This is a genomic window from Oceanobacillus sp. J11TS1 (genome assembly GCF_018333215.1).
Lineage (GTDB): Bacteria > Bacillota > Bacilli > Bacillales > Amphibacillaceae > Oceanobacillus.
Genome location: NZ_BORO01000003.1, coordinates 129,669 through 156,210, shown reverse-complemented (window position 1 = coordinate 156,210; position 26,542 = coordinate 129,669). Strand labels below are relative to the sequence as shown.

General features: G+C 36.4%; 26 protein-coding genes and 1 pseudogene. 21 read left to right on the top strand and 6 right to left on the bottom strand.

Translation table 11 applies throughout. The features are described 5' to 3' along the window. The first annotated feature begins 567 nt into the window (after window positions 1-567). Window positions 568-1,182, top strand: coding sequence for a hypothetical protein (locus tag KI343_RS04105; protein WP_212925172.1), 615 nt, complete (start codon window positions 568-570; stop codon window positions 1,180-1,182). Between the two features lie 503 nt (window positions 1,183-1,685). Here the strand turns inward: KI343_RS04105 and KI343_RS04100 are convergent. After that, window positions 1,686-2,117 carry a recombinase zinc beta ribbon domain-containing protein gene (locus KI343_RS04100; RefSeq protein ID WP_212925171.1) on the bottom strand — a complete coding sequence of 144 codons (432 nt, stop codon included), beginning with the start codon at window positions 2,115-2,117 and terminating at the stop codon, window positions 1,686-1,688. A gap of 96 nt (window positions 2,118-2,213) precedes the next feature. Further along, window positions 2,214-2,489 carry a recombinase family protein gene (locus KI343_RS04095; protein WP_212925170.1) on the bottom strand — a complete coding sequence of 92 codons (276 nt, stop codon included), beginning with the start codon at window positions 2,487-2,489 and terminating at the stop codon, window positions 2,214-2,216. Window positions 2,490-3,178: 689 nt separating this feature from the next. Here KI343_RS04095 and KI343_RS04090 point away from each other — a divergent pair. The 9 genes and pseudogenes from KI343_RS04090 to KI343_RS04055 all read left to right on the top strand — a co-directional run bounded on the left by KI343_RS04090 (window position 3,179) and on the right by KI343_RS04055 (window position 13,069). Continuing rightward, entirely contained in the window at window positions 3,179-3,331 is a 153-nt protein-coding gene (locus KI343_RS04090; protein WP_212925169.1) for a hypothetical protein, read from the top strand. Window positions 3,332-3,648: 317 nt separating this feature from the next. After that, complete coding sequence (locus KI343_RS04085; protein ID WP_212925168.1) at window positions 3,649-4,860, top strand: hypothetical protein; 1,212 nt, start codon at window positions 3,649-3,651, stop codon at window positions 4,858-4,860. A gap of 19 nt (window positions 4,861-4,879) precedes the next feature. Continuing rightward, window positions 4,880-5,425 carry a hypothetical protein gene (locus KI343_RS04080; RefSeq protein ID WP_212925167.1) on the top strand — a complete coding sequence of 182 codons (546 nt, stop codon included), beginning with the start codon at window positions 4,880-4,882 and terminating at the stop codon, window positions 5,423-5,425. Next, a complete protein-coding gene (locus tag KI343_RS04075; RefSeq protein ID WP_212925166.1) occupies window positions 5,415-6,434 on the top strand; it encodes a hypothetical protein in 1,020 nt (339 codons plus the stop codon). The genes KI343_RS04080 and KI343_RS04075 overlap by 11 nt, the downstream gene beginning before the upstream one ends. 100 nt (window positions 6,435-6,534) lie before the next feature. Continuing rightward, window positions 6,535-6,663, top strand: coding sequence for a hypothetical protein (locus tag KI343_RS20305; protein WP_280530109.1), 129 nt, complete (start codon window positions 6,535-6,537; stop codon window positions 6,661-6,663). 16 nt (window positions 6,664-6,679) lie between these two features. After that, window positions 6,680-7,564, top strand: coding sequence for an AbaSI family restriction endonuclease (locus tag KI343_RS04070; RefSeq protein ID WP_212925165.1), 885 nt, complete (start codon window positions 6,680-6,682; stop codon window positions 7,562-7,564). A gap of 261 nt (window positions 7,565-7,825) precedes the next feature. Continuing rightward, window positions 7,826-9,270 (top strand): annotated as a pseudogene (locus KI343_RS04065) (carbon starvation CstA family protein). A gap of 527 nt (window positions 9,271-9,797) precedes the next feature. Then, window positions 9,798-12,080 carry an ATP-binding cassette domain-containing protein gene (locus KI343_RS04060; protein ID WP_212925164.1) on the top strand — a complete coding sequence of 761 codons (2,283 nt, stop codon included), beginning with the start codon at window positions 9,798-9,800 and terminating at the stop codon, window positions 12,078-12,080. A 329-nt stretch (window positions 12,081-12,409) separates the two neighbouring features. Beyond that, entirely contained in the window at window positions 12,410-13,069 is a 660-nt protein-coding gene (locus tag KI343_RS04055) for a DUF429 domain-containing protein (RefSeq protein WP_212925163.1), read from the top strand. A 444-nt stretch (window positions 13,070-13,513) separates the two neighbouring features. Here KI343_RS04055 and KI343_RS20525 read toward each other — a convergent pair whose 3' ends face one another. The 3 genes from KI343_RS20525 to KI343_RS04045 form a co-directional block, all read right to left on the bottom strand. After that, window positions 13,514-13,597, bottom strand: a complete 84-nt coding sequence (locus KI343_RS20525) for a putative holin-like toxin (RefSeq protein WP_374705411.1) — start codon at window positions 13,595-13,597, stop codon at window positions 13,514-13,516. 281 nt (window positions 13,598-13,878) lie between these two features. Further along, a complete protein-coding gene (locus tag KI343_RS04050) occupies window positions 13,879-14,292 on the bottom strand; it encodes a helix-turn-helix domain-containing protein (RefSeq protein WP_212925162.1) in 414 nt (137 codons plus the stop codon). A gap of 564 nt (window positions 14,293-14,856) precedes the next feature. Beyond that, entirely contained in the window at window positions 14,857-15,396 is a 540-nt protein-coding gene (locus KI343_RS04045; protein ID WP_212925161.1) for an ECF transporter S component, read from the bottom strand. A gap of 214 nt (window positions 15,397-15,610) precedes the next feature. On the opposite strand from KI343_RS04045, the gene KI343_RS04040 reads away from it, so the two are divergent. The 6 genes from KI343_RS04040 (at window position 15,611) to KI343_RS04015 (ending at window position 21,382) form a co-directional block, all read left to right on the top strand. Beyond that, the gene (locus tag KI343_RS04040; RefSeq protein ID WP_212925160.1) at window positions 15,611-16,459 is read left to right on the top strand and encodes a pyridoxamine kinase; all 849 of its coding nucleotides are present in this window, start codon (window positions 15,611-15,613) and stop codon (window positions 16,457-16,459) included. A 162-nt stretch (window positions 16,460-16,621) separates the two neighbouring features. Then, entirely contained in the window at window positions 16,622-17,503 is an 882-nt protein-coding gene (locus tag KI343_RS04035) for a LysR family transcriptional regulator (RefSeq protein ID WP_212925159.1), read from the top strand. A gap of 106 nt (window positions 17,504-17,609) precedes the next feature. Further along, window positions 17,610-17,978 carry a CidA/LrgA family protein gene (locus KI343_RS04030; protein ID WP_212925158.1) on the top strand — a complete coding sequence of 123 codons (369 nt, stop codon included), beginning with the start codon at window positions 17,610-17,612 and terminating at the stop codon, window positions 17,976-17,978. Next, window positions 17,975-18,649: an LrgB family protein gene (locus KI343_RS04025; protein WP_212925157.1), complete on the top strand. Its 675-nt coding sequence runs from the start codon at window positions 17,975-17,977 to the stop codon at window positions 18,647-18,649. Before KI343_RS04030 ends, KI343_RS04025 begins: the two co-directional genes overlap by 4 nt. 349 nt (window positions 18,650-18,998) lie before the next feature. Beyond that, complete coding sequence (locus KI343_RS04020; RefSeq protein WP_212925156.1) at window positions 18,999-20,015, top strand: oxidoreductase; 1,017 nt, start codon at window positions 18,999-19,001, stop codon at window positions 20,013-20,015. 521 nt (window positions 20,016-20,536) lie between these two features. Further along, window positions 20,537-21,382, top strand: coding sequence for a sugar phosphate isomerase/epimerase family protein (locus tag KI343_RS04015; protein ID WP_212925155.1), 846 nt, complete (start codon window positions 20,537-20,539; stop codon window positions 21,380-21,382). Window positions 21,383-21,524: 142 nt separating this feature from the next. On the opposite strand, the gene KI343_RS04010 is transcribed toward KI343_RS04015, so the two are convergent. After that, a complete protein-coding gene (locus KI343_RS04010) occupies window positions 21,525-21,788 on the bottom strand; it encodes a hypothetical protein (protein WP_212925154.1) in 264 nt (87 codons plus the stop codon). Window positions 21,789-21,995: 207 nt separating this feature from the next. Between KI343_RS04010 and KI343_RS04005 the strand changes: the two genes are divergently transcribed. From KI343_RS04005 to KI343_RS03985, 5 genes are all read left to right on the top strand, one after another. Continuing rightward, complete coding sequence (locus KI343_RS04005) at window positions 21,996-22,634, top strand: DUF421 domain-containing protein (protein ID WP_212925153.1); 639 nt, start codon at window positions 21,996-21,998, stop codon at window positions 22,632-22,634. A gap of 344 nt (window positions 22,635-22,978) precedes the next feature. Continuing rightward, window positions 22,979-23,350: a DUF956 family protein gene (locus tag KI343_RS04000; RefSeq protein WP_212925152.1), complete on the top strand. Its 372-nt coding sequence runs from the start codon at window positions 22,979-22,981 to the stop codon at window positions 23,348-23,350. A gap of 426 nt (window positions 23,351-23,776) precedes the next feature. Continuing rightward, on the top strand, window positions 23,777-24,748 hold the full coding sequence (locus KI343_RS03995) for a mannose/fructose/sorbose PTS transporter subunit IIA (protein WP_212925151.1): 972 nt from the start codon (window positions 23,777-23,779) through the stop codon (window positions 24,746-24,748). Window positions 24,749-24,790: 42 nt separating this feature from the next. Further along, window positions 24,791-25,588, top strand: a complete 798-nt coding sequence (locus tag KI343_RS03990) for a PTS mannose/fructose/sorbose transporter subunit IIC (protein ID WP_244856724.1) — start codon at window positions 24,791-24,793, stop codon at window positions 25,586-25,588. A gap of 19 nt (window positions 25,589-25,607) precedes the next feature. Next, on the top strand, window positions 25,608-26,519 hold the full coding sequence (locus tag KI343_RS03985) for a PTS system mannose/fructose/sorbose family transporter subunit IID (RefSeq protein WP_212925149.1): 912 nt from the start codon (window positions 25,608-25,610) through the stop codon (window positions 26,517-26,519). Window positions 26,520-26,542: the final 23 nt, after the last annotated feature.

Sequence of the window (26,542 nt, the reverse complement as noted above, 5' to 3'; positions counted from 1 at the left end):
CAGAAGATTGACCTACCTTTAAGTGTCAATTTATGAAAAAATAATAGGGTAAGCCGGAAGTATTGGAGAAAGCCATTTTTATTGCAGACAGTGCATAAGATTTCTTCAATTAAAGCTAAGTTAATGGGAAAACCTATCGATTTGTGATTGTTCCTTCTAATAAACTGAATGGGCGAAAACAGAAAAGCATAGCGTCTCAAATTGAAAGAGGACAACAGGAACAGGGAAAATATAGAAAACAGGATGAAACTGTTATTTATTTTTCATGCAGGCGTGATTATAGCCCTATATTTTAGTGAGTTCCTGCTTCTGTTTGCTTAAATGGCAGTCTGTAGACACCAGGTATCCAAAAATATTGCAAACCTTTCTTTTACATCAGCCGTTCAGGTCATTTTAAACAGAATCTAAAACGGATGGTATTGACTATAAAATGTTTGATTAAAAAAGTAATACGGGACTAAATACTCTTAATGAATTAACAAAGTAGTCCTATAATTAAAGTCGTATATCTTGTGAGGTTATGGTCGAATATTAGCCTTTCAAAAAACTTTCAAAGCGGGGGATTAGATGAATTTAACCAACCAAGCAACTGGAAATGTTTTAAAGATATTTTTAATTATTGGAATGATATTAGGTGGTATTCTTGCACTGACAAACTTTTTTTACGCGTATCTTTATGAAGTGTATCTATTAATCTCCTGGGTAGATTGGGCGGTGAGTATTTCCAATAGTGTCATTTGGTTTATAACTTGTATTATTTATTTAATATGGATCTATAAGGTACATACAGATTTGCGACTATTAAATCCGGATTATCCAATTACTCCATTAGGATCCATAGCAAGAATCATAATTCCATTCTATAATTTATATGGTTTATGGAATATTTTCTCAACGATGTCTAGATACTTTGAGGAACATAACAAAACCTTTAATATAGGTAACAGATTAGGACTAATCATTCCTTTCTACTATATATTATTCCTCGGTACAGAAATCTTAAATCGAAGTATTGTGGCTAGTGAAGTTCCAAACATTCACCTATTTGTAATATCCTTTATTCTTGATTTAATTTTAGTTGTTATATTTTACTTCATGGTGAAGGATATCTTGAAGGCTTTGCCGATTATTCAATCGGAACTTACAGAGAAAAATCGGAATAACCAGTCTATAAATTCCTGATTCTTTTCAACTAGCCATTAGTGGTGAGGAAGGAAAATCACCATTGAATGAAGTATTGTTTAATCAGCGCTTATTCTTTAGTGAATACTTATCTAATGAAAAATGATAAATCCTCATTTAGATATTACGGTGAACCTTATCATAAATAAGGGTAAAAGGTTAAGGGAGCCGAGTGATTCCCTTAACGATTTTTCTTTATAAGCTGGATCATCCAAGATAGAAAAATCAAATGGTTCGATACAGTCAATTGTGCACATTTCATTAAGAAGGACGCCTGTACCTCCTTGAAGAGCTTCGATAGTGAAATCAAACATTAAGTTGATGGTTTTAATCTGACGGCCTTCTTTAAAAGAAACCTTTTCTTTCGTGATCTGAATGTTTTTCACAAACAAAGCAAGAAGTCCTTTTTTTGCTGCTACATCTGCATGGTCCAAAATAGTGTCAAGGTTCTTTAGTAGGTGTGCTTGAGTGCTTCTGCATTGATGAGATCTTTACTGCCATTTTTAAGCTGGTTCTCCACACATGTTGAATTCCAGAGTAGCGAGCTGCTGTTTTTGCTCTTTGAGCTTCTGGCTGTAAATATCCCGGAGATCAGGATCATCCATTAACATCGTAACTAAGTTATCAATATGTTTTTCAGTCTTCTGTTTGTTGACTGATAATCGCTTCTTTTCATCCTGTAGAGGACTTTCAGCATTAATCCTCTCTCGATTCATTTTTTTGACTAATTTCTCGATAAAGTAAGGCATCATAACAACGCGTTTAAGCTCATCAATAATATACTTTTCAGCCCTATCAGCGCTTATTGTATTCGCTTGGCAAACGGTTCTCCCTTTATTTTTGTATTGTCCGCACTGATATATACGATAGACAGCTCCATTTTTTCCTTTTGCCTTCGCAGCAACCATTCCATAACCGCCATCAGGGCAGGGCATCTAAGCAATCGGCCTAAGAAGTAAGGCTTTTCTGATTGAGCAGGACGGAGGGAACGTTTCTTACGTTTCTCCTGTACTTGATTCCACAAAGCTTCCTCAATAAATAGGCGTATGCGTACCATCTACCACATCAGGGTTTGAATTCTTCCCTCGTCTGCGCTTTTCTGACCAGTTCTCATGTTGGTTAAAACGAATCTTACCAATACACATTGGATTATCCAATATCCCTTTAATAGATCCGACGGAGAACTCTTTCTTTTTCTTTGATCTATAGCCGCGCTTATTTAAGTCATACGCTATTTTCTTATAGCCATGTCCTTTAGAAGCCATGTCAAAGATCTCTTGGACGATGGCAGCTTCATCTTTATTCACCTTAAGCTCTTTATCAACGCCATCGTAGCCCAGAACAATACCACCATTCCACTTTCCTTGCTTGGCTCGTTGATTTATCCTTTAGTTGAGAAATTTAATCATGATTATCCTCCGAGAAAGTTACTTAAAAAGTTTAAAATATCCTATGAATTATTGGCGGGGAAAGACGAGTTCTCCAAATACTTATCAGGAAAAGCTACCATAAAGCTTCTAGGAGGAATAGCAGGTGGAATTTTACTTCCTTTGTTGTTAAACATCTGGTTCTTGAAAACCATATTCAGCAGGAAATTTAGAAAGGTTACTATTGCGTTAATAGTAATTGGGATAATAATTTATATAATTCAAAGATTTCAAAGGTCAATTTGTAGATGAATTATTGCCGAAGTGTTATTCTGATCATAGCAATATCAGCAAAAAGGGAAGCTGGCAGAACTGCATCGTATTGTTGACCCTGTGATAGAAGTTATAAAACATTGATAGATATGGAATAAGCCGGATACAAAAACATGCTGAATAAATATATTTGTTCGTATTTATATACCAGTCAAATTGCTTGTTTCACAAATGGAGGACTTGTATATGGTAAACGGTCGTGAGAAAGTTGCCAAAAACAAGCCACAGGCGAATTGTAATTTTAATGATGAATTCTAGCTGACGTCTTATCTGCTCAAAAACATTTGAAGGGAAGATTGGGACAAGCGAAAGATTCCACTAGATTAACCGATAGCGGCACAGTAGGTATGTCTGATGATGAAAAAGATCGACCTAGCGTCATCTTAAACTTCGTCAATGAACGGTTTGAAATCGAATTTAAATCAAGTGAACGTATTTTCTTTGCATAGATAAGAGAAGAGATGCTTGGCGGTGAAATTACTATCCATCAATCAAAACATCTCGCGTGAGAACTTTGTCCGTTCAAAGCTACCACAGGCTCTGAAAAGTTTTATGGCGATGAAAAACTCAAATGATCAGCTTTCTAGACGGTTATTTACAGATAAAGACTTTCGGGAGGATGTTTTGTATGCTTTTTAAGTGATGTTTGTAAATTCGCTCAAGAAACAAATATAGGATAAAAATGAATTTGTGTAAAAAGAAGGTTTCTTCATATATGGAATAGAAATAAAACATTATAATATAAATAGAAAGTAGTTGGGGAATTGTGTCGATCACTAAATTTGAATCAGTGTTTTCAAGAAAAATAAAACATAATAAAAATAAAAGACTTGAAGCTATAGAGAATTATTTCCTTGAGAAACACGACTTGGAAGTGGATTTTCAAGAAGATCAGGATAATTGCTTGGCTTTTGTGATGCAGTTTATACAAGATGATGATATTTCAGAAGACGAAGTTTTCAATGAAATATTAGCTATTTTAGAAGACAGATATTCGATAGGTGAACCTTACCTTATTGCTAATCTTCAATTAAAAGAAGGTCTCGAATTTGCCACTCTTCGTGACATACTTAATGAAAATATTAATATAGGAACAATTCAACAAGACTCCTTTGAATTCACAGATATACAGTTGATTACCGATCCAGAAGGAGAAAGCATAAATATAACATGTAGGTATACTGATTATTATTTGAACCCCATGACAGACCAAAGAGAAGAAGAAAGGCCTCTACTTAGCGGAAATCTAAACGTTAAATTTGATTATAAAAACCGGTTATTGATTACCACTAAATCAAGTTACAATAAAGCTGTAAATAAAATGATTGAATCCATTAACGGTGCTTTATGGGGAAATGCAATAATAAAACAATATTATGCACAACACAAAATGAGAAGTAAAGCTCTAGAAGTTGAATACGATCCGCTTACTTTATTAGTAATAAATTTGGTCTTCAAAAAGCTTAAAGACGCAGGCTATGATGTAGAGGGAGTAAATTCATTAACCTTCTATAATAATGGGGCGCCGAGAATTAAAAACGCAAAACTGGGTGGGGTTGATCTTTTTCAGGACTCAGATATAATTGAAAGGATATGTAATAGCGATAGAATAACATCTGTGTCAATTCAAATTTACAAGGAGCTACCTTTAGAAGAAGGTAGTGTGCAGGCTGATTTAACTATTGATTTTAGGGGAATGCTTAAAATAATACTGAATGAATCCACTTCCACAGAGCACGAACTAGATGAAGTAACGTATGAAATATTTAATATAATAAATCAATTAGTTGCCGATGACAGGACATCAGCAGAAGGTACTCAAATTTTTGAGGATGCTTTGCTGCCTAACGCTTTTAAAGCAAGGACTTTCTATGATTTTTATATTGATAAAATCGAATTAGACCTTAAGAAATTATTACCAGATAAAGAAAGAGATATTGAAAAATACTTTCATTCTGAAAGAGGAAAAAGACGCTAGCTAAAAGGAGGAGAGAGTCATGATAATGTCAACTAGCTTGGTTATATTAGAAGTTCAAAATGTTGCTCACCTTGATAAAAAACTCAAAGATATAGCTTACGAAGAGGGGAATGCGTTTAATGCTCTCTCCTTCGATTCTCCAAGTAACACTTCAGGTGAATTGCATTGGTCGAATTCCTTTAAGTACGGGAAGATGAATATGGTTTCGTTCTTTCGGGAGGAAAATTTCTTCTACTTGTTTACCTCTGCTGTTGAAAACAAAAAGGTTTTGTCTAACGTCTTAGCAAGGTTGCTGAACCATGAAGTGGAATTAAAGACATTAAAAACGCCATTAAATTCTAAACTAAATAAAGATCTTTATATACCTGAAGTGGAAAAAATTGAAATTAATAAACATTTTGGAATAAGTGCTTGGTTAAACCTTAAAGGTTGGAAAAGTTCGGTGAAAGTATATACGAATGGGCTAATTACTTATAAAATGACTAATGACTTGAGCGTGATAAAGGAAGTTATAGCCATAGCAAAGACACTTATAAAGGAATGCGAGCCGAACATTGAAAGTTAATTGTATTTGTAAATTTTTAAATGATATATCGGTTTATTCTGTGCAACATCTTGGATGGGTAACAGCAATTGTAGCAGCTATTCTAGCATTAACCTCTATAGTATTTAGTCAATTTAATGAACGCTCGATTCAGAAAGCAAATGACATAGCAAGAGACATAAAGATTAGGATTAATAAAGATGAAAAACTAATTGAAAGCTACATGGTTAAAGAAGATTTTAATCAGATGGTTTACCTTCTTACGAATAGTGCAATCTATAAAAAGACTTTATTTCTTTTTCAAGGTTTGTCATACTTTATTGTGTTTTTATGGTGGTTGTCCTTATTCGGATACATTAGCGACGCTAAAACTTTTGCAGATAAAGTACTAATTTTTTTATCTACAATACTGATCTCTATACCATTCCTTTATTTACCAGATATAATGAAGCTATTTAACAAAAACCAACCATTAAAATTCGACAGTAAAGACCAATTAGATATCAAAGAAGTGGTCAGTTTTTTTAAAGAAAACACACCTTTAAAAGAAAGTATTATAATAAGCGATTTTCTTAGTCCTAGAATTAAGGTTGAGTTGGAACACAGGAATATTCTTGTACATCATATTATAGATATTGATGTAGTTAACTTCACTACAGTGTTTAGAATCCAAGGTGAAGAGAAGAGAGTTACATTAAATATATCTAAAGATACAAGTGACACTAAAAAGATGTTTTCTGTGAGACCACTTGAGGATGAAGGAGCCACTTATGACAACGGTCTGTTTACGCTATTTAAGTCATTGGTAGGAAGTGACGTAGTTGTTTTTTTCTGTATATCAGAGACTGAGTATACAAGTTATAAAGGTAAAATAAAGTTCAATGAAGGTAAAATAGAGATATCGATTTTGAATAGTAGTAATAAAACGTTAAGTGCTTCAAACTATAGCAATAAAAATCAATTAGTAGTTGAACCTAATTTAGGAGAGTCTAAAATATATAAATTGCTAGATAGATTACAGGAAAAGTAAGAATTAAATTAAATTAAGTAGATTAAAAGAGTAGAGAGGATGTTTCTCTACTCTTTTAATGTTAGTTTACTCTATCCAACGTTACGGTGAGCCTTATCATATGTATGATATGATAAAGGTTGAAGCACTCGTTCGAAAATTTACAAATGGTAAAAAGTCGCTATTCACAGAGAAAGAGCAAGAAGATTTCAGCTTTAATAATGAAGACTTGAAAATAGAAATGATCTAATAAAAGGTGTGTAGAGATGAATAAACGTGATTATTTAGTAAAGACCTTTTCACGTACGAAAAGGAAAGATTACGAGAATTATATTTTAACTGCAATCTGGCACAAACTAGACAACATGGACATCAAGCCTGTTAGCCAGCAATATGTAAAACGCCAGAATGGCACCCATGCTTTAATGGATTTGTATTTTCCGCAATTACATATTGGGATAGAAGTGGATGAAGCGTACCATCAAGATAATCAAAAAGAAGATAAACTTCGCATGGATGATATTATCTCGGCTGTTAATGAAGAATCTATCAGTGATTTCCAATGCTTTAGAATTGATGCTACTAAATCGTTAGAGAAGATAAATGATAGAATCAATGAGACTGTATCAGCTATCATAGATAAATCTTCAAAAACTATATTGAAGTGGAAAACATATGAAGAAGAATTAAATCAATTGAGACAACAAGAATATCTAACAATTTACGATGATATATCGTTCATGGATATAAAGGATATAGCAAATACTGTATTCGGGAAAAACGCCAAAAGATACCAACGGAGTTATTTTAGGGTGAAAGATAAAACGTGGTTATGGTGTCCTAAACTTTCAATTACTGAAAACGGGGGTACTAGATCAGTAGCTGGGGGGTGGCTTAATCTTTTAGCAGAAGATTGGTCATATATTGATGAATCTCACCAAGATGGAGGAATTGTTAAAGAAAGAAGCGAGAACTATATGGGAGAGGTTGAATCTGGACGTGAAAGGGCAGTATTTGCAAAATATAAAGATAATCTTGGCTTTAATAGATATAGGTTCGTAGGTATTTTCAGAATCTCTGGTATATCTCCTGATAATGAGAGCTTTATCAGATACTTACGTGCAAATGATAAAGTGAAAATTGTGAGTTAACCTATAAACGCACGCTAAAATTATGTTATCCAAAAGCCCTGTCTCTTCACATTGAAGTGGCAGGGCTTTCTTAGGAAATGTTAGTAATATTTATATAAAGATTATAAATAAGGATAAATTGTTGGAATTATAATTGACTAAATGAAAACAATCCACTTAAAATAGCGGGAATTTATAGAATAAATTGAAAATATTATTGATTTTTCCTTCTTTTCGTTATATTATTATATTTAAATTTTTAGAAAAAAGGAGGTTTCGGCGATGGTTACTTTTATAGCATCTATTTTGTTGTTAATCGTTGGTTATTTCGTTTACGGGAAGGTGGTTGAGCGAATTTTTGGAATTAATGACCAAAATCCAACGCCTGCCTATACAAGCAACGACGGTCTTGATTACATGCCAATGAGTTGGTGGAGAGCAAGTTTAATTCAGCTTCTGAATATCGCTGGAACGGTCCGATTTTTGGCGCAATAATGGGAGCTCTTTATGGTCCTGTAGCATTTATATGGATTGTTATCGGGTGTATTTTTGCTGGAGCGGTACATGATTACTTTTCAGGAATGGTATCACTTAGGCATAATGGAGCGCAATTTCCGACAATTGTCGGGAAATATTTGGGTGAAAAATTAAAATACATCACGACGATTGTTTCGATATTATTAATGGTTTTGGTAGCAGCAGCTTTTACTGCGGCACCTGCCCAGTTACTAACACAAATAACACCGCTTAACTTTACGTCATGGCTTCTTATTATATTTGCTTATTTAGTACTTGCAGCGATTCTACCAATTAATAAGGTGATTGGTAGAGTTTATCCGATTTTTGGAGCAATCTTAATTTTTATGGCTGTATTAATTGGGATCGGGTTGTTCTTTTTTGATTATTCAATCCCAAATTTAACATTAAGTAACTTACATCCTGGAGAGTTGCCAATTTGGCCATTATTAATGGTAACCATATCTTGTGGTGCAATCTCTGGTTTTCATAGTACACAAAGCCCGATACTAGCTCGAACATTGAAAAAAGAGAGTGAGGGTAGAAAAGTATTTTACGGCGCTATGATTGGTGAAGGGGTTATTGCCATGATTTGGGCAGCGGCCGGAATGACCTTTTTCGGTAGTACGGGTGCATTGAACACAGCACTGGAAGCGGGAGGGCCTGCTGGAGTCGTTAATGAAATCAGTCTAACAACACTAGGAACATTTGGCGGGATTCTTGCGATATTGGGTATTGTCGTTCTTCCAATTACGACCGGTGATACGGCATTACGTTCTTCAAGAATGATGCTTGCGGAATTATTGACTCAAGTAACAAAGAAAGACTTTAAAGGAAAAGGGAAATTAGCATTACTTATTATACCTATAGCAGGACCAGCGCTATTTCTTTCTACGATTGATTATAGCTTTCTTTGGCGCTATGTGGGTGGGTCGAATCAGATTGTTGCTACGGTAATGCTATGGACTGCAGCCATGTACCTTGTGAAAAATAACAAGTTTCATTGGATCTGTAGTATTCCAGCATTATTCATGACAGCGGTAGTGAGTACGTATTGGTTTTATGCACCAGAAGGCTTTAACTTGGACTATGGTATTTCTCTGACTCTAGGAATGGTTATTTGGTTGGCTGTACTTGCTTGGTTTGTCAGACAACTTGTTAAACATAAAACAGCCGGCAAGGATGAAGATTCGGATGTGAAAGTAGGGTAGCGGAGAGAGAATCAACCGATCAAGCGGAACGAAGAGAGTACTTAACCGATTAAACAAAGGGCTATTGCCATCACAAGTCAACATACCTATTAAGAACTTGGCTTGTTCTGTGGATGAACTAATGAATGCAATTGGCGAACGTTGGGAAAACTTGAAAATAATAATTTTGTGTAAATAGAGAACGGTCCGCCGGTATCATAATTCTAGAAGTGTTGTAATGCGGAGACTCCACAGTAAATTCTGTGGGGTCTTTAATATTACTAACGGAACATCAGCTTATGGATTTGATAGTCCTTAAAAGTGGCTTCATTGTACAACTATATGGTGTGGTTAAGATTTTTCAAGTGATAGGAATCATTACAATAATACTTGGGCTTTTTGGCATGGTTATGCAGAACGTGTTATGGGGAAGGGAAGAAGCTAATAAGGCAGAACAAAATATTGTTTGATGTTAGAAGGCAATTTTTTCTTCCTTGGCGAACCAAAGGTTAACAATTTTCTTAGTTAATATCAGAAAGGATGACGGAATGTCCGAAGTAAAAGATGAAATTATTTTAAGAGGGCTGCAAGAGAATAATTTAAAAAATGTAGATTTAAACATACCAAAGGGAAAAATCATCGTATTTACTGGTCTTTCTGGCTCAGGAAAGAGCTCCGTTGTTTTCGATACATTAGCAACAGAAAGTAGAAGACAAATGACGTTGAACTATCCTCATTATGTAAGATATCAAATGCCGAGATACGAAAGACCTCACGCTGATCTTATGCAAAACTTAAGCCCGGTTGTAGTAGTGGAACAAAGATCTCTAAGGGGCAATTCACGCTCAACAGTTGGCACTTATATGGATATAAACCCATTGATTCGACTTTTGTTCTCAAGAATAGGAAAGCCATCGATAGGTTCTGCCACCGATTTTTCGAGTCAAAGTTCCTTTGGTAGATGTCCAGAATGTGGTGGATTTGGGGAGGTTATTGCGCCAGATCTCGATAAAATGGTCGATTTAGATAAGTCACTTCGAGAGTATGCAGTGCAATTCAAACCATTATCGCCTTCCGGTTGGCAAGGTAATTGGATGATGACTTGCGGGTTATTCGATCCAGATAGACCGATAAAAGACTACCCAGAGGAAAAACTTCAACTGCTATTATATGGACCCCGAGAAGGAGAAAAGGTTAATGCGCCATTTCACACTAAACACGGACCGCAAAAGCATGATTGGGATGGGTTATTGCCCCGATTTACACGACTTTATATCAATAGAGACATCTCAAAGCTTAAAGGAGTATCCCAAGATGATGTCCTAGCTGTAACAACACAATTCTTATGCCCAACCTGCCAAGGTTCAGGCCTAAACCCTAAAGTATTAGAATGTAGAATAAATGGGTTAAATATTGCAGAATATGATCAATTAGAGCTTAAAGAATTACTAAAAGAACTAGCGAACATAAAAGATTCTATGGGAGAATCGATAGCACTCCAAGCAATTCCGCATATCAAACAACTAGTTGACATGGGCTTAGGATATTTGAGCCTTTCAAGAAAAATGGGCACCCTGTCCGGTGGTGAAGCTCAAAGGGTAAAAATTGCTCGTCATTTAGGAAGCAGTTTAAACAATATCACGTATATTTTCGATGAACCAAGTGCGGGACTCCATCCAGAAGAAGTGGATATGTTAATACAGATGCTGAAAAATTTAAAAGACCAACATAATACCGTAATCGTAATTGAACATGATTTATCAGTCATAAAAGCTGCGGATGAAATAATAGAGATGGGACCAGGAGCAGGTATAAATGGCGGGGAAGTTGTCTACCAAGGAAAAATAGAAGAGCTAAAAGAATCTCCAACCGCAACACTCCTAAATCACAAGCTAAAAATAAACAAAAATCCGAGGGATTTAAAGGGTTATTTTACAATAAATAGAGCAAGTAATCATAACTTAAAAAGTGTAAGCTTAAATATTCCTAAAAATGTTTTGGTCTCTGTATGCGGAGTATCTGGTTCAGGTAAAAGCTCTTTAATGATGGAAGCATTCCTTGAGAGTTATCCAGAAACCATAATGGTGGGACAAAGAAGTATAGGTATCTCTAATCGTTCGACACTAGCTTCCTATATGGGAATAATGGATGATATTCGCTCCATATTTGCAAAAGATACAGGACAACCAGCAGGTTTGTTCAGTTTTAATTCCTTAGGAGCATGTCCTGTCTGCAAAGGAAAAGGGATCATCAAGCCTGACGTAGCATTCGCAGATCCTGTGACAATACCATGTGAAGCATGTGGTGGTACAAGATATTCAGACGTAGCCCTGTCATATCGATATCATGATAAAAATATAGTGGAGATATTAGATTTAACGATAGATGAGGCTATGAGCTATTTTAAACTACCAAAGATCATGAAAAGAGTGAATACGCTAAAAGACGTAGGATTAGGGTATCTAACTTTAGGACAGACGACAAGTTCTCTAAGCGGAGGAGAAATCCAACGCCTGAAACTTGCAAGCCAGTTACAAAAAGAAGGGCAAATCTACCTGTTAGACGAGCCATTTTTAGGACTGCACATAAAAGATAATGGAAAACTTTTAGAGGTATTTCAAAATTTAGTAAACAAAGGTAATTCTGTTATTATAATCGAACATAATTTAGACTTTATTACGGCGAGTGATTGGGTAATTGAATTGGGACCAGGAGGAGGAAAACAAGGCGGTCAGATTATATTTGAAGGTACGCCAGAAGAGATGTTAGATGCAGAAACATTGACAGCGAAATGGTTAAAGAAAGGAGTAAGAAAGCCTACCCGTTTTTAAGGGAAACGTGTAGATTCATTACATGCTGCCTGAAATTATTATATTGGGCTAAATCAATAGGACTTGAAATATTTCTTCTGAAGATGATTAAGTTGAATAAATTGAAAAAGATGTGGGTCGTTCTAATGCACAGCATATCATGAAACGGTTAAAAACAGTTGATATTGATACACGGACCACTTTGTGACATTGAAGCGAAGAATAGCTATCCGACAGGTCTCAAAGGAATTGGTTGAAGCATCCGAGGCATTTGGAAGTACTGCTTAACGAACGCAGAAATATCTTGTTTTTTGTTAGAAATGGGTAGTTTTAAAAGAAAGAAGGATTGGATGAGAATTATAGGAATTGATTTATCAGGACCGAGTAACCACAAAGATACAGTACTTACGGTATTCGAAGTACAAAAAAGGCAATTGAGTTTTGTTAAGAGCATGAGCAATATAAGTGATGAAGATATTTTAAAAGAGGTTTCCATACAATCTCAATTAGATGAAGTCATAATTGGTATTGATGCCCCTTTATCATATGAAGATGGAGGAGGGGATAGGGAATCGGATCGTGCATTAAGAAAGTTTATTGTCAAAATCGGAATGAAAGCCGGCTCAATCATGCCCCCGACTTTAAATCGCATGGTATATTTAACATTGAGGGGAATCAAGCTCAGCAGAGAAATCGAAACACAAGCATCATTGCACCCAATTTCAATCGTGGAAGTACATCCTGGTGCAGTGATTGGTTCTAGATTGTCTCAGACAGAAATGAATTATGTTTTAGCGTATAAACAAGACTTGGAAGTGAGAAAGATTCTACTAAATTGGCTAGAGCATCAACAGCTATTCGGAATACCAGAAACAGTTGCTAATCACAGCCATTCGATTGATTCCTGTGCAGCGGCTTTAGGTGCTTGGCATTGGTCGGACCCGGCATTTACACCAAAATGGAGGTTTCCTGCTAAACCACCTTTACACCCTTATGAATATTGCTGCTAGAGATTGTTCAAAAAGTCCGGTGAAAATGACACATCGAAAACAGAGGAACTTCGACTAAAAACCGACATGTCCTGTGCCGAACGTCGAAGTCACCACAACACGCGAGAAGCACGTTAGCGAAAGGGGAACTTTTACAGAACGCCCATGACAATCGCCAACGTAGAAGTCAGCGCATCCTGTGCAAGCCCGTTCTTCACGTATCAATTGCATACGTTCCAGTACGGGGAGCTACGCCGCCTCAAACTGAAAGAGAAGCCCGGTTGTGATTTGGTCAAAGTTCTTTAAAAAGGCTAAAATCGGGTATCTCTATATATAAATAGTCATACAATATAAAAAACGCTTGGTGCTGTAACACCAAGCGGGCTTGTGCAGTAGCTCTTTAAAAGGGTGCTCACAAATCAATAAAAATAACCACACTAATTGCTTGCTAGGCGATATGAGTGGTTATTTTTTTTGGTGAAAAGACAGTACGCCTACAATCAAAGAAGCAAACGAAATACATATGACCAAGCTTTCGAAAACCGTCATCCTCTCAGCCCCTTTCTTTTTGAATCAGAGGATTGAGACACCACGAAAAGTCTTACGCACATAAATTCATTAGAAGGATGGACTCGTTTTTTCTAATCTTCTTTATATGACTTGCAAATTCTGTTACTACAATATAGCCAGCAGAGATTCAAATTCTGAAGTTTAATTATTCAAAACTTTTGGTTTGTTTTATTTAGTTTAGTTAAACCTATGGTGATGGCAACTTGTACTATTCCAAAAAAAATAAAAAAACGAGTTTTTTTTACTCGTTTTATCGCTGTTCAGTCAGCTTTTTTTATGTATAAACATTCATGGATAGGTGGACAACCTAATGTCAGCCAAATAGCAAAAAAAGTGTCAGCTCTCAACGTTTTTTCATTATTAAAGATCAAACTAAGGTTTGCCTTTTTAAGTCCAGTTTTTTTACAAATATCAACTTGTTTAATTTTCTTTTCTTTAGCAATCTCCTTAAATCGATTTTTAATTTCTAAACTATCCACGGCACTGGAATTTAGTAAAGGGGACATTGTTTCTACATCCAATAATTTAGAAATTGCTGCCCCTTTTATAAAATCCTCAATTTTGGCTTCTGGAGTATCACTTTTCCCACGAAATGAATTATCTAAATTAATCCAGTCAATCACATTCTTTATCTTTTCATATGTTTCATCTTTCATTTCAATTTCTATTCTCATGTATAAAAACCTCTTTTCAAGTGCAAGATATTTAAAAATAAAAAGCATTAAAGGAGTTGTATCCTATGTTGGGTAAAAATAATGATGATCTAAAGGAATATGTTGAAGACATATTAGATAAGGGAAGAAAAGGATAAAATTCATTTAAATATATGAATGACTTTGTTTAACTATGCTAAACTTTTTTGATCTAAAATAATCTAATCCTACTGCTTTAACTGTGGGAAATGCCAGAAAGAAAACATACAAAAGCTGATGTCACCTGGCGATAGCGTTTGTTATCGTCATAGGATACAATTTAGCTTATTCTGTGGATGAACTAATGAATGTGATTGGCGAACGTTGGGAAACGGCGTTGAAGGAAGAATCCTGACTTGAGAATCAGAAAAACAAAAAAGGCCAGCTTTATCTGTCTTCAAATGGGTTGAGCCAACGATTGTATTTTAGATAAACGGGATTTTTCTTTATTTCTGCTTCAAGCTACTGAAAGAAACACATAATTTTTACCGGGATGATTAACTGTAACGGGACGGAAGGCCTGCCCTGCTGTCCCGTTACCTTTCTTTATTTAAAATAATAAACCTTCTTTAAAGCAACGCAAATTGGGATAGCTATAAGAATTCCTAAGACACTTTGGACGGCATCCCCAGGTATGGAAGCAAGTGGTGTAATCCAGTTTCCGTATAGAATGGATTCACCAATGTAATAAATAGCAATCATAAATGGAACAGAAACAATTGTCGCTGTAATGTTTAAAGCGATGCTATTTCCTTTGCGGCCTTGAAACCAAGCAATTTTACCAACAATGTAACCTTGCAACCCGCGCGCTATAATCGTGATAGGCGTCCACAACAGCCAGCCCCCGATCATATCAAATAAACCCATTCCGATTGCTCCGGCGAAGGCACCTTTTTTGGGTCCGAATAAAATAGAGGAAATAAATAGCATAGCTGTACCCATATGTACTAATCCTCCATTTGCAGCGATCGGCAGTCTGAAATTTAGAAATGCTGTAGAAATAAAAATGAGTGCGATTAGCATAGAAGTAATGATTAAGTCTTGTGTTTTTTTACGTGTCCTTAAATAAGCTGGGGTATTCTCCATATTTAAACCTTCCTAATTTGAATTTTTCTATTACTCTAGCAGAAGATTGACCTACCTTTAAGTGTCAATTTATGAAAAAATGATAGGGTCAGTTGGAAGGCGAGCCGGAAACGTTCACGTAATCTGAGATAAACTATCGCCTAGAGCCTTTAATGACAAGCTAATCTTCAAATGATAAAATAGAAAAAGTTTCAGTTCGTTCAAGGAGGTTCGTATGAAAAAAGTTGCTGTGATTCAAGATCTGTCATCCTTTGGAAAATGCTCTTTAACTGCTGCAATCCCTGTTCTTTCTGTCATGGGTGTGCAAGCCTGTCCTCTGCCAACAGCAGTTCTATCTGCACAAACCGGTTATCCGAGTTATTTTTGGGAAGATTTCACTTCTAGAATGAACCATTTTACAGAGGAGTGGAACAAGTCCGAGGAAACATTTGATGGGATCTTTACTGGATTTGTGACTGGTGGAGAGCAAATCAAAAATATTTTTCATTTTTTAGATACGTTTTATAGAAAAGAAACAAAGTTGCTGGTAGATCCGGTAATGGGAGATAATGGAGAAGTCTATAAGCTTTTTACCGGTCAACTATTGGAGAAAATGAAAGAATTAGTGAGACATGCAGATGTGATTACACCAAATGTGACAGAATGCTGTTTATTGTCTGGATTATCCTATGAGAAATTACATAGCTATTCAAATGGCAAGGATTATATGAAAGCGTTGAAAGAAGCAGGGAATAACCTACAGCAAGCAACGGCTGCTGAAGTCATTATTACTGGTGTGAATCCTCCATCAATTGATTCAAAAGAGCAGTTTATTGGTAACCTGTATTTGGATGGGAATAAAACCTTTTACCATGAGATGGAGTATAACGGGAAAAGCTATTCAGGCACTGGCGATTTATTTGCTTCGGTCATGATGGGAAGTATGATGCGTGATGATAATCTAGAAAATGCTGTACAGCTTGCTGTCGCCTTCCTCCAACAAGCTATCCAGGATTCATCGAAAGAAAAGGTTCCTGAAATAGAAGGGATAAACTTTGAAAAATATTTGGGGATGTTAATCTAAGTTTGTCTATACTGCTCAAAAAAGTGGCAGGCTCGTTGGTTATAAACTAAGGAGCCTGCCATATATTATCTTAATTAATTTGGCAATTATATTTGTGCTATTTAAAATCGGTTAACCAAAAACCAACATATTAGCTATAATAAAAACCAGAGGTGAACCACCATGGAACTAAAACAACTAACCTATTTCAAAGAAGTAGCAAAACATAAAAGCGTGACCAAAGCCGCCGAACAAATACACATTTCCCAACCGGCTTTAAGCAAATCAATCAAATCATTAGAAGAGGAGCTAGGGACTCCTTTATTCATTCGGACAAACAAGATGATAGATCTAACAGATGCTGGAAATGTGGTGCTGGAATACACGCAAGAAATATCCAATTTAGTAGATGAAATGAAATTGACACTAAGTGATTTGACGAATTTATCAGTAGGACAGCTGAATATTGGCCTTCCTCCTTTTATTGGAAGTCTCTTTTTCCCGGATGTTATGAAGAAATTTCATGAAAGCTATCCTAATATCAAATTAGACATTACCGAATACGGGGGAGCCAGGGTTGTAAAAAGTGTGGAAGAGGGCGAGTTTGAGCTTGGTGTGGCAGTACTTCCTTTAGATGAAAGAATCTTTAATGTCTATCCGATCGTGAAAGAGGAAATGAAACTGATTGTGCATAAGGATCATCCACTGGCCTCCTATGAGAAAGTAAATGTAAAGGATTTGAGGGATGAAGAATTTATTTTTTATCATGAGGACTTTGCCTTAAACCAAATTATACGAAATCATTTCTTTACGATAGCTGGATTTGAACCCAAAATTCTATTTAAAAGCATGCAGTGGGATTTGATGTCTGAGATGGTTGCTGCAAATTTGGGAATAGCCATTTTGCCACAGTCAATCTGTAACCGTCTGTTTACAAAAGATATTAAGATCATCTCCTTTGAACCGACAATTATGTGGAAACTGGCTGTTATTACGAAAAAAGGGAAGTATATTTCCAATGCAGGAAGAAAGTTTATTGATTTTATTTTAAACTCCCCGTTATAACTTTTAGTTATGAAAATGATGATTAATATGTATTTTACGAATGAAGGGTTACAGCGTAATATGGAATTAGTTGATTCGATATTACTATTTAAAGAAGGGGAAGCCAGTGAAAATCATAAAGGTTATTTTACAAATCTGTTTTTTGCATGTCTTTTTGATTTTAGGAGCCGTGTTAAAATATTTCATTCCATTGCCTATTCCAGCGTCAATGTTTGGATTATTTGTCTTGTTCGTGGCGTTGTGCTGCAATGTCATCAAGTTAGAGTGGGTAGATCAAGGTGCGAAATGGTTAATGGCAGAGTTGTTGCTGTTCTTTATCCCTTCCGCAGTAGGAATTATCAATTACCAAGAGATTTTCAGCTTGCAGGGATTAGCGATTGTATTCTTGATTGTTATCAGTACGATGATTGTCATGGGGATCACTGCTTTGACGGCAGAAAAAATATCTGCTAAGAAAAAGGGGGAATCCCATTGATAATTGTACTATTTACGATTGTAACGTATCTGATTTATGTCCTTTCAAAAAAGTTTTATAAAAAATTGAACTTGGCTATCTTTCATCCGCTATTGTTAGCACCAATCCTATTAATTGCATTAATTACAATCATGCATGTGTCTGCCAATGAGTATATGGAAGGTTCAAAATTCTTATCGCATATGCTTGGTCCGGCTACGGTTGCATTTGCAGTACCTATTTATAAAAATTTATCGATTATCAAAAAATATATCGGAACCATTGTTATCAGTATTACGACTGGGACACTTGTGGCAATGATTTCGACATTTTTGTTGTCTAAATTAATTCATTTGAGCGATGATTTTATTGTTTCTATTCTTCCAAGATCGATCACCACGCCTATTGCGATGGAAGTATCTAAAGAAATTGGCGGTCTGCCAACATTGACGACAGTTTTCGTTATCATAACGGGGATAGTAGGAGGCATAGTTGGTCCAAAAGTGATTAAGTGGCTATCTATCAAGACACCAATTGCAAAGGGATTAGCATTAGGAATGGGCGCACATGGTGTCGGTACGAATAAAGCATTAGAATATGGAAAACAGGAATCTGTCTTTTCTTCCTTGGCAATGATCTTTGCAGCTTTATTTACATTGGTTTGGGGCGCATTGATAACTACCTTTATTTAGATGAAGGGTATCGCCTGTATTGCTTTTTTCCTGAGCCAAAACATTCTATCTACATGCTGATTGGACTGATTACAAGGCGCAGTGATAGGACAATATATGCTACTGAGCAAAGGATATAGGTAGTTAAAAATTCAATTTTGATAGATTCTTAAACCTTGAATGAACAAGCTAAATATAGTTTGTTTATCCAAGGTTTTTAATATTGGTTTCTAAATAAGTACCTGCCTTCTGGTTAAATCTATCCATTGAATGAGGTACCTTTTGTTCTGCTGTATGAAGTCTTTGACCCAGTATAATTTATAAGTAATAATAAAAGAAACTACATATAAATCTATTTTAGGAGGCCGCTATGCTTACAATCGGTTATATTGGAAATGGGAAAAGTACGAACAGATACCATCTGCCGTTCGTACTGCAAAGAGAGAATATAAAGGTGAAAACAATTTATCGGAGAAATCCTGAACATGATAGCTGGGATAAGATTAAAGGAGTACATTATACCTCTGATTTAGATGAATTACTACAAGATGAGGATATTCAACTCATTGTCATTTGCACAAAACATGATAGCCATTATGAGTACGCAAAACGCGTCTTGGAACATAATAAGCACTGTCTTGTTGAAAAGCCTTTTATGGAAACATCCGAACAGGCAAAAGAAATATTTGCATTGGCAAAAGAGAAAGGATTAATTGTACAGGCATATCAAAATCGGCGTTTCGATAGTGATTTTCTAACGGTTCAAAAAGTGATAGAAGAAGGGAAAATTGGGGATTTGTTAGAGGTGGAGATGCACTTTGATTATTACCGTCCCGAGGTACCGGAGTCTGCCGATTCGTTTGATCCTAATTCGTCATTTCTGTACGGACATGGCTGCCATACACTGGATCAGGTAATTAGCTACTTTGGTAAGCCGGATGATATCCATTATGATGTGAAACAATTGCTGGGACAAGGAAGAATGAATGATTATTTTGATTTAGATTTATATTATGGCAGATTAAAAGTATCTGTGAAATCCAGTTATTTTAGACTGAAAGAAAGACCGAGCTTTGTTGTGCATGGTAAAAAAGGATGTTTTATCAAAGAAACAAAAGATCGTCAGGAAGAACACTTAAAGTTATTTTATATGCCTGACAATATGGATTTTGGTAAAGATACAATAAATCATTATGGTGTACTGACGTATATCGATGAAGAAGGTACTGTCCACGAGGAAACAGTGAAGTCAGTAGATGGCGATTATGGTCGTGTATATGATGATTTATATGAAGCTGTTATAAATGGGAAAGAGAAAACAATTACGGACGAGCAGACACTGTTGCAGATGGAAATGTTGGAGACAGGAATTAAACATTTAAATTAAAAAAGCAGAATGGTGCTGTTGGATAAACGGATAGAACCTGGATGAACAAGCTGAATTGTTTATTCAGGTTCTTATAGTTTTTTTAGTGAAGACCAAAGAGATGGCAGTTTTTTCTGAGCAGGAAACAACATGACAGGAAAATATAGCTGGATTTTGTGATGTCTCATCGAAGAAGGTTAACACAATAAGTCTACTAACCACGGAATTATTTTAGTTCAGATGCTTATGGGCAAGATTAAAGGAGAGGAAAAGGAAGTCGTGTTAATTATGCGTGAAACTACCTGAATAGGTATTCCTATATTGCGTAATGTTTTAAAACAATAAAAAAACAGACAAATAAGAATTTTTCTTGACATTATTTTTGAGTGGCTATAGACTCCTAAATAAACGATTCCGCTTTATGAAATTTGAGTGTATTCTATCTTGAATGTTTAAGAACAAATCTTGGAAAGCGGTCTTGGTGGTTTGTATAAATTAAATTTCAAAATGTAATCGATCTCAAAATAGAAAAGAGGACGCATATGACATTATCTATGGGATTACAGTTATTTTCAGTACGTGATGAGTTGGCAAAGGATTATTTCTCTACATTAAAAAGAATTGCCAGTATTGGTTATAAAAATTTAGAATTTTTTATCCATGATGCTGATAAGGAAATGAAGATAGAAGGACTGGTAGCGAAAGATTTAAAAAATAGATTAGACGAGCTGGGTCTTAAAGCAATTTCTATGCATGTATCACCTCTGACTGATGAAATAATTGAAGAGGCGATTGCTTATAACTTAGAGCTGGGAAGCGGAGGAATTGGCTGTTCGATTGCATTTTTCAGTAATAAACAAGAAGTTTTAGAGTTTAGTAAAACACTCAATAAATATGGGCAAATGTGTAAGGAAAAAGGGCTCGACTTTTATTATCATAATCATTTCCAAGAGTTTCAAAAATTTGATGGAGAACATGTCCTTGATATTCTATTAGAAAACACAGATCCTGAACTGGTAAAGCTGGAATTTGATGCTTATTGGACGTTAAGGGGTGGTGTAGACCCTGTTGATTATCTTAAAAAAGTAAAAGAGAGATGTAAGATTATTCACCAAAAGGATATGCCGTCATCAACGAACCCGGTAAATGTCTTTGAAAGTATAGATGAGAATGCAGTAATTGATTTTGATGCCTTCATTCCATTTTCCCAGCCTGAGTACTTCACGGAAATTGGAGATGGGATGATGGAAGTTTCAGAAATCATCAAAACGGCGAAGGAGATTGGAAGTGCAGAATATATTTTAGTAGAACAAGATTTAACTACTAGAAATCAACTGGAGAGTATTGAAATCAGTTATAAAAACTTAAAAAAGATGCTAAATGAATAGTTATTGAAGAGGCCGATACAGTTGAATAAAAATAATAGGTTGAAAAAATTAAATTAATCATTGTGTTCAGCCATACGTTGTACCCCTTAAAATCACCCCATCCGCAATTGACACAGTTGTTTAATGGTAGTCTTACGTTTTGCTAATGATACATGGTCTGAATTTTTTCAAGGTCGTTTATAATGAGGTTAACTTCCTCTTGGCTCAACCGTATCGGCATTTGATCGTATAACGTAATGATTTGACCATCTGCATCATTTTGATGCTTTTTTAAATAATCATGTAAGCTTTTTAACTGGTTTTCTTTTATGCTCGATTCTGTGGTGAAATGCTTTACTTTTTGTATCGAAAATTCGTTTACACGTTCATCAAATTCTCCAGAAATAATGTTCCCTGTAAGCAACATGCAATCACTCCTAGGCTATCGTTTCTGTTAGTTTAACCCAAATGAGAAATTGTATCCGATTCGTTAATGATTCATCAAAATTCAAAAATAAACTTCGTAAACATTAAAAATACGTTTTTATATTTGTATTCCTAAAATACCCTCTTTCTTTAACTTGTATAAAACGAAAGCTTAAAGCAAAACTAAAAGATAAAGGGGGTACTTAGAGTGGAATGGGATTTATTATGGAAAGCAATTATTATCGTCCTTGGTGGGACTTTTTTGTTACGGATAGCGGGTAGAAAATCTATATCGCAAATGACACTTACCCAAACAGTAATCATGGTTGGAATTGGATCATTACTTATTCAACCAATAGCTGGTAAGAGTGTATGGAGTACTTTAATTGTAGGGCTTGTTCTTGTTTTGACGTTAGTAGTGATGGAATACGTGCAAATAAAAGGAGATTCATTTGAAAAGCTAATAACAGGAAAATCTAAGATAATAATCGAAAATGGTGTCTTACAGGAACAAAATTTAAAAAAGTTAAGAATGACGGTCGATCAATTAGAAATGAAGCTACGACAACAAAGTGTTCAGCGGATAGATGATGTTCTGTGGGCCGCATTAGAACCCAATGGCCAGGTTGCGTTATTATTAAAAGAAGATTTACAGCCTGCAACAAAGAAGGATGTAAAGGAATTAGCAAATGCGATAGAGCAACTACAAAACCTTCTTTATCAACAAACGGGACAAGGTCAAGTTGCTCAATGGAGTGAACAATCGCAGCGACCTGATCAAGAAACTATTTTTGAAGAAGTAGAAAGAAAATCACATAAAAATAGCCCGCCAGACCATTTACAATAGTCCAGATAGCTATCGGTACAAAGAGAGAGCGGGAATGTATTTGTCTGTACGAAAATTAAGATGTTTTATTACTTTTGATGAAATATACTGTGATTATATTAAACTCCGAGAGCCCCCAGTAGGAGGTTTATTAGTTGCTGGCAATACTATGGATACAGAAGGAGTGGAAGTTACGAAGGGTTATCCCTTTTCCAAAACTGGTTTTTCAGAAATAAATAAACTTTGGCTCCAAAAGGCATAATACTCTCCTTCATTGTTCTATAGCACATTACCCACCCAAACTACTTTTGCGAATCCTCCCAAACCGTGTATAATACTAATTAAGAGAAATGGGGGGAGATGAAATGGTCCAATCTATCAATACAAAAGTCGATTTAGTTATTGATGCAACCTCACATATAAGGGTTTCAGATTATGGGAAGATTATGATTGGAGATAAAGGGTTTGAATTCTTTAATAAACGTGACGCTCGTAAATTTATCCAAATTCCTTGGGAAGAAGTAGATTACGTGATTGCTTCCGTTATGTTCAAAGGGAAATGGATTCCGCGTTATGCGATTCAAACGAAACAGAATGGGACATTTACGTTTTCTTCTAAAGATCCGAAAAAAGTATTTCGAGCAATGCGGGAATATGTTGATCCGGATCATATGGTCCGATCCTTAAGTTTCTTTGATGTCCTCAAACGTAATTTCAAGATGAAATCTAACAAATAATTGTTAGGCAACCGATACAGGCTGGAAAGTTTCTGTTTATACCAGCATATCAGCCTTTTTAATGAATAAATGGTTGCGGGAAATTCCTCTTGAAAGGGTAATACGAGGGTGCTATAATAACTTATGGAAGCTTATTAAAGTAATTTAAGTAATCAATTATTTTAAAATATATTTTAAGCGTTTTCAGTGCAAAATTAAATAATTCCTGTAATGGTATTTTACGTGTTACTGATTCGATCAGGCATGAGTGAAAGGTATTGATTAAAGCGAAGAGCAAGGGCACTTCTATATCCCTGTCTTCATTTAACCTGCTTTTTTCTCATGCCTTTTTTATTGTTATTGAAAGCGTTTTATAAAATAAACATGACTACTTTAAGAGCTTGCCAAGTTATTTTAGTCTTAATCATCATAAGAGGAGGTAAAAAGATGGTAGGAATTATCGTTGCCAGTCACGGTGAATTTGCTGAGGGTCTCTTGCAATCTGGAGCAATGATCTTTGGAGAGCAAGAGAATGTAAAAGCTGTTACATTGTTGCCGAGCGAAGGACCTGATGATGTAAAGGCGAAAATGGAAGAAGCGATTGCCTCTTTCGACAATCAAGATGAAGTATTATTCTTAGTTGATCTTTGGGGTGGAACTCCTTTTAATCAAGCCAACAGCCTGGTAGAAGAACGTAAAGACAAATGGGCAATCGTTGCTGGTATGAATTTAGCAATGTTGATTGAAACTTATGCGTCGCGCCACTCCATGACCACAGCGCATGAAATAGCTAAGCATATTATCGGCACCGCGAAAGAAGCAGTTAAGGTAAAACCTGAGGAATTAGAACCAGAAACCCCTGCCACAGCAGTTACTGCCAGTTCGTCAAGCGCAGGTGCTCCAGGTTCCTTTGAATACGTATTAGCGCGTATCGACTCTCGTTTGCTTCATGGGCAAGTAGCAACTTCGTGGACAAGAAATACACTGCCTACGCGTATCATTGTGGTGTCTGATGAGGTAGCAAAGGATGACCTTCGTAAACGATTAATCCAGCAGGCTGCTCCTTCAGGTATTAAGGCACATGTTGTTCCGATCAAAAAAATGATTGAATTGGCAAAAGATGATCAGCACTTTGGCGGACAGCGTGCATTACTTCTTTTCGAGAACCCGCAAGATGTACTGAGAGCAGTGGAAGGCGGTGTTCCGCTGGATACCATTAATGTCGGATCGATGTCTCATTCTACAGGTAAAGTTCAGCCGAATAAGGTACTGGCTTTCGATCAAGACGATATTGATACGTTTAATAAGCTGAAGGAATTTGGTGTGAAATTCGATGTGCGTAAAGTTCCAAGTGATTCAAAAGGCAATATGGACGAGATTTTAAAAAGAGCTCAAGCAGAGTTAAATAGAAAGAAATAATCCTAATCACTAGATTAAAAGGGAGGATTAACCATTATGGATTTGACGATTATTCAAATAATACTCATTGTTATCGTCGCATTTTTAGCTGGTATCGAAGGAATCTTGGATGAGTTCCACTTTCACCAGCCAATCATTGCTTGTACGTTAATCGGCTTAGTTACAGGAGAAATAGTACCGTGCCTTATTTTAGGAGGTACCTTGCAGCTGATTGCTTTAGGCTGGGCAAACATTGGAGCAGCCGTAGCTCCGGATGCTGCTTTGGCATCTGTGGCATCCGCTATTATTCTCGTTTTAGGCGGTCAAGGGGAAGCTGGAGTGTCTTCAGCCATTGCGATTGCTGTTCCACTTGCGGTTGCGGGTTTATTACTAACAATTATTGTTCGTACCCTAGCAACAGGAATCGTGCATTTAATGGACGCTGCAGCGAAAGAAGGAAACTACCGCAAAATTGAAATGTGGCATATTATCGCTATCTGCATGCAAGGACTGCGTATTGCAATCCCGGCTGCATTGATTGTAGCTATCGGAGCAGCTCCGGTGAGAGAGATGCTTCAGGCAATGCCGAGTTGGCTGACAGATGGTTTAGCAGTTGGCGGGGGAATGGTAGTAGCCGTTGGTTATGCGATGGTTATTAACATGATGGCTACCAAAGAAGTTTGGCCATTTTTTGCAATCGGTTTCGTATTAGCGACAATCCCGTCTATTACGCTTTTAGGTCTTGGCGGTATTGGTGTAGCTCTCGCCCTTATATACTTAGCACTTTCTAAACAAGGCGGTTCAGGCGGCGGAAATGGAAATACTGGCGATCCGCTAGGCGCTATTATTGATGACTACTAAAAAGAAGGAGGATATGAAGATGGCACAAGAACTGAAATTATCAAAACGAGATCGTATTGCTATTTGGTGGCGTTCCACTTTCCTTCAAGGTTCTTGGAACTATGAACGTATGCAAAACGGCGGCTGGGCATTTTCCATGATTCCTGCAATCAAGCGATTATATAAAACAAAAGAAGATCGTGCTGCTGCACTGCAACGTCACTTAGAGTTTTTTAATACGCACCCATATGTAGCTTCCCCTATTCTTGGTGTGACGTTGGCGCTTGAAGAAGAGCGTGCGAATGGCGCGCCGGTGGATAACAAGGCAATTCAAGGGGTTAAAGTCGGAATGATGGGACCTTTAGCAGGTATTGGGGATCCTACTTTCTGGTTCACGGTGAAACCGATTCTTGGTGCATTAGCGGCTTCTCTTGCTCTATCCGGTAATATACTTGGACCTATTCTTTACTTTGTTTTATGGAATCTGATTCGGATGGGATTCATGTGGTATTCACAGGAACTTGGTTACAGAGCTGGTTCTAAAATTACAGATGACTTATCTGGCGGACTGCTTCAAGATATTACAAAAGGTGCATCCATTCTGGGTATGTTCATTCTCGGAGCCCTAGTTAACCGCTGGGTATCTGTCGCCTTTACCCCGACGGTATCGGAGGTCAAATTGGATGAAGGTGCTTATATTGATTGGGAAAACTTGCCTGCGGGATCGGAAGGAATTAAGACGGCACTGGAACAGCAAGAGGCTGGTCGGTCATTAAGTGAATATAATGTCACTACTTTACAAGACAACTTAGATAGCTTAATTCCTGGTTTGGCAGGATTATTGCTGACACTTCTTTGTATGTGGCTGCTGAGGAAGAAAGTTTCTCCAATCGTGATGATTCTTGGATTGTTTGTAGTTGGTATTGTATTCCACGCGATACATTTGATGTAATCGATTTTATAAAAGGTTTGCAC

What these genes read in the sequence shown, in the direction of transcription:
- KI343_RS04105 (WP_212925172.1), top strand. Translation starts at nt 568, where the DNA reads ATGAATTTAACCAACCAAGCAACTGGAAATGTTTTAAAGATATTTTTA.
- KI343_RS04100 (WP_212925171.1), bottom strand. Translation starts at nt 2,117, where the DNA reads ATGCCCTGCCCTGATGGCGGTTATGGAATGGTTGCTGCGAAGGCAAAA.
- KI343_RS04080 (WP_212925167.1), top strand. Translation starts at nt 4,880, where the DNA reads ATGATAATGTCAACTAGCTTGGTTATATTAGAAGTTCAAAATGTTGCT.
- KI343_RS20305 (WP_280530109.1), top strand. Translation starts at nt 6,535, where the DNA reads ATGTATGATATGATAAAGGTTGAAGCACTCGTTCGAAAATTTACAAAT.
- KI343_RS04070 (WP_212925165.1), top strand. Translation starts at nt 6,680, where the DNA reads ATGAATAAACGTGATTATTTAGTAAAGACCTTTTCACGTACGAAAAGG.
- KI343_RS04060 (WP_212925164.1), top strand. Translation starts at nt 9,798, where the DNA reads ATGTCCGAAGTAAAAGATGAAATTATTTTAAGAGGGCTGCAAGAGAAT.
- KI343_RS04055 (WP_212925163.1), top strand. Translation starts at nt 12,410, where the DNA reads ATGAGAATTATAGGAATTGATTTATCAGGACCGAGTAACCACAAAGAT.
- KI343_RS20525 (WP_374705411.1), bottom strand. Translation starts at nt 13,597, where the DNA reads ATGACGGTTTTCGAAAGCTTGGTCATATGTATTTCGTTTGCTTCTTTG.
- KI343_RS04050 (WP_212925162.1), bottom strand. Translation starts at nt 14,292, where the DNA reads ATGAGAATAGAAATTGAAATGAAAGATGAAACATATGAAAAGATAAAG.
- KI343_RS04045 (WP_212925161.1), bottom strand. Translation starts at nt 15,396, where the DNA reads ATGGAGAATACCCCAGCTTATTTAAGGACACGTAAAAAAACACAAGAC.
- KI343_RS04040 (WP_212925160.1), top strand. Translation starts at nt 15,611, where the DNA reads ATGAAAAAAGTTGCTGTGATTCAAGATCTGTCATCCTTTGGAAAATGC.
- KI343_RS04035 (WP_212925159.1), top strand. Translation starts at nt 16,622, where the DNA reads ATGGAACTAAAACAACTAACCTATTTCAAAGAAGTAGCAAAACATAAA.
- KI343_RS04020 (WP_212925156.1), top strand. Translation starts at nt 18,999, where the DNA reads ATGCTTACAATCGGTTATATTGGAAATGGGAAAAGTACGAACAGATAC.
- KI343_RS04015 (WP_212925155.1), top strand. Translation starts at nt 20,537, where the DNA reads ATGACATTATCTATGGGATTACAGTTATTTTCAGTACGTGATGAGTTG.
- KI343_RS04010 (WP_212925154.1), bottom strand. Translation starts at nt 21,788, where the DNA reads ATGTTGCTTACAGGGAACATTATTTCTGGAGAATTTGATGAACGTGTA.
- KI343_RS04000 (WP_212925152.1), top strand. Translation starts at nt 22,979, where the DNA reads ATGGTCCAATCTATCAATACAAAAGTCGATTTAGTTATTGATGCAACC.
- KI343_RS03995 (WP_212925151.1), top strand. Translation starts at nt 23,777, where the DNA reads ATGGTAGGAATTATCGTTGCCAGTCACGGTGAATTTGCTGAGGGTCTC.
- KI343_RS03985 (WP_212925149.1), top strand. Translation starts at nt 25,608, where the DNA reads ATGGCACAAGAACTGAAATTATCAAAACGAGATCGTATTGCTATTTGG.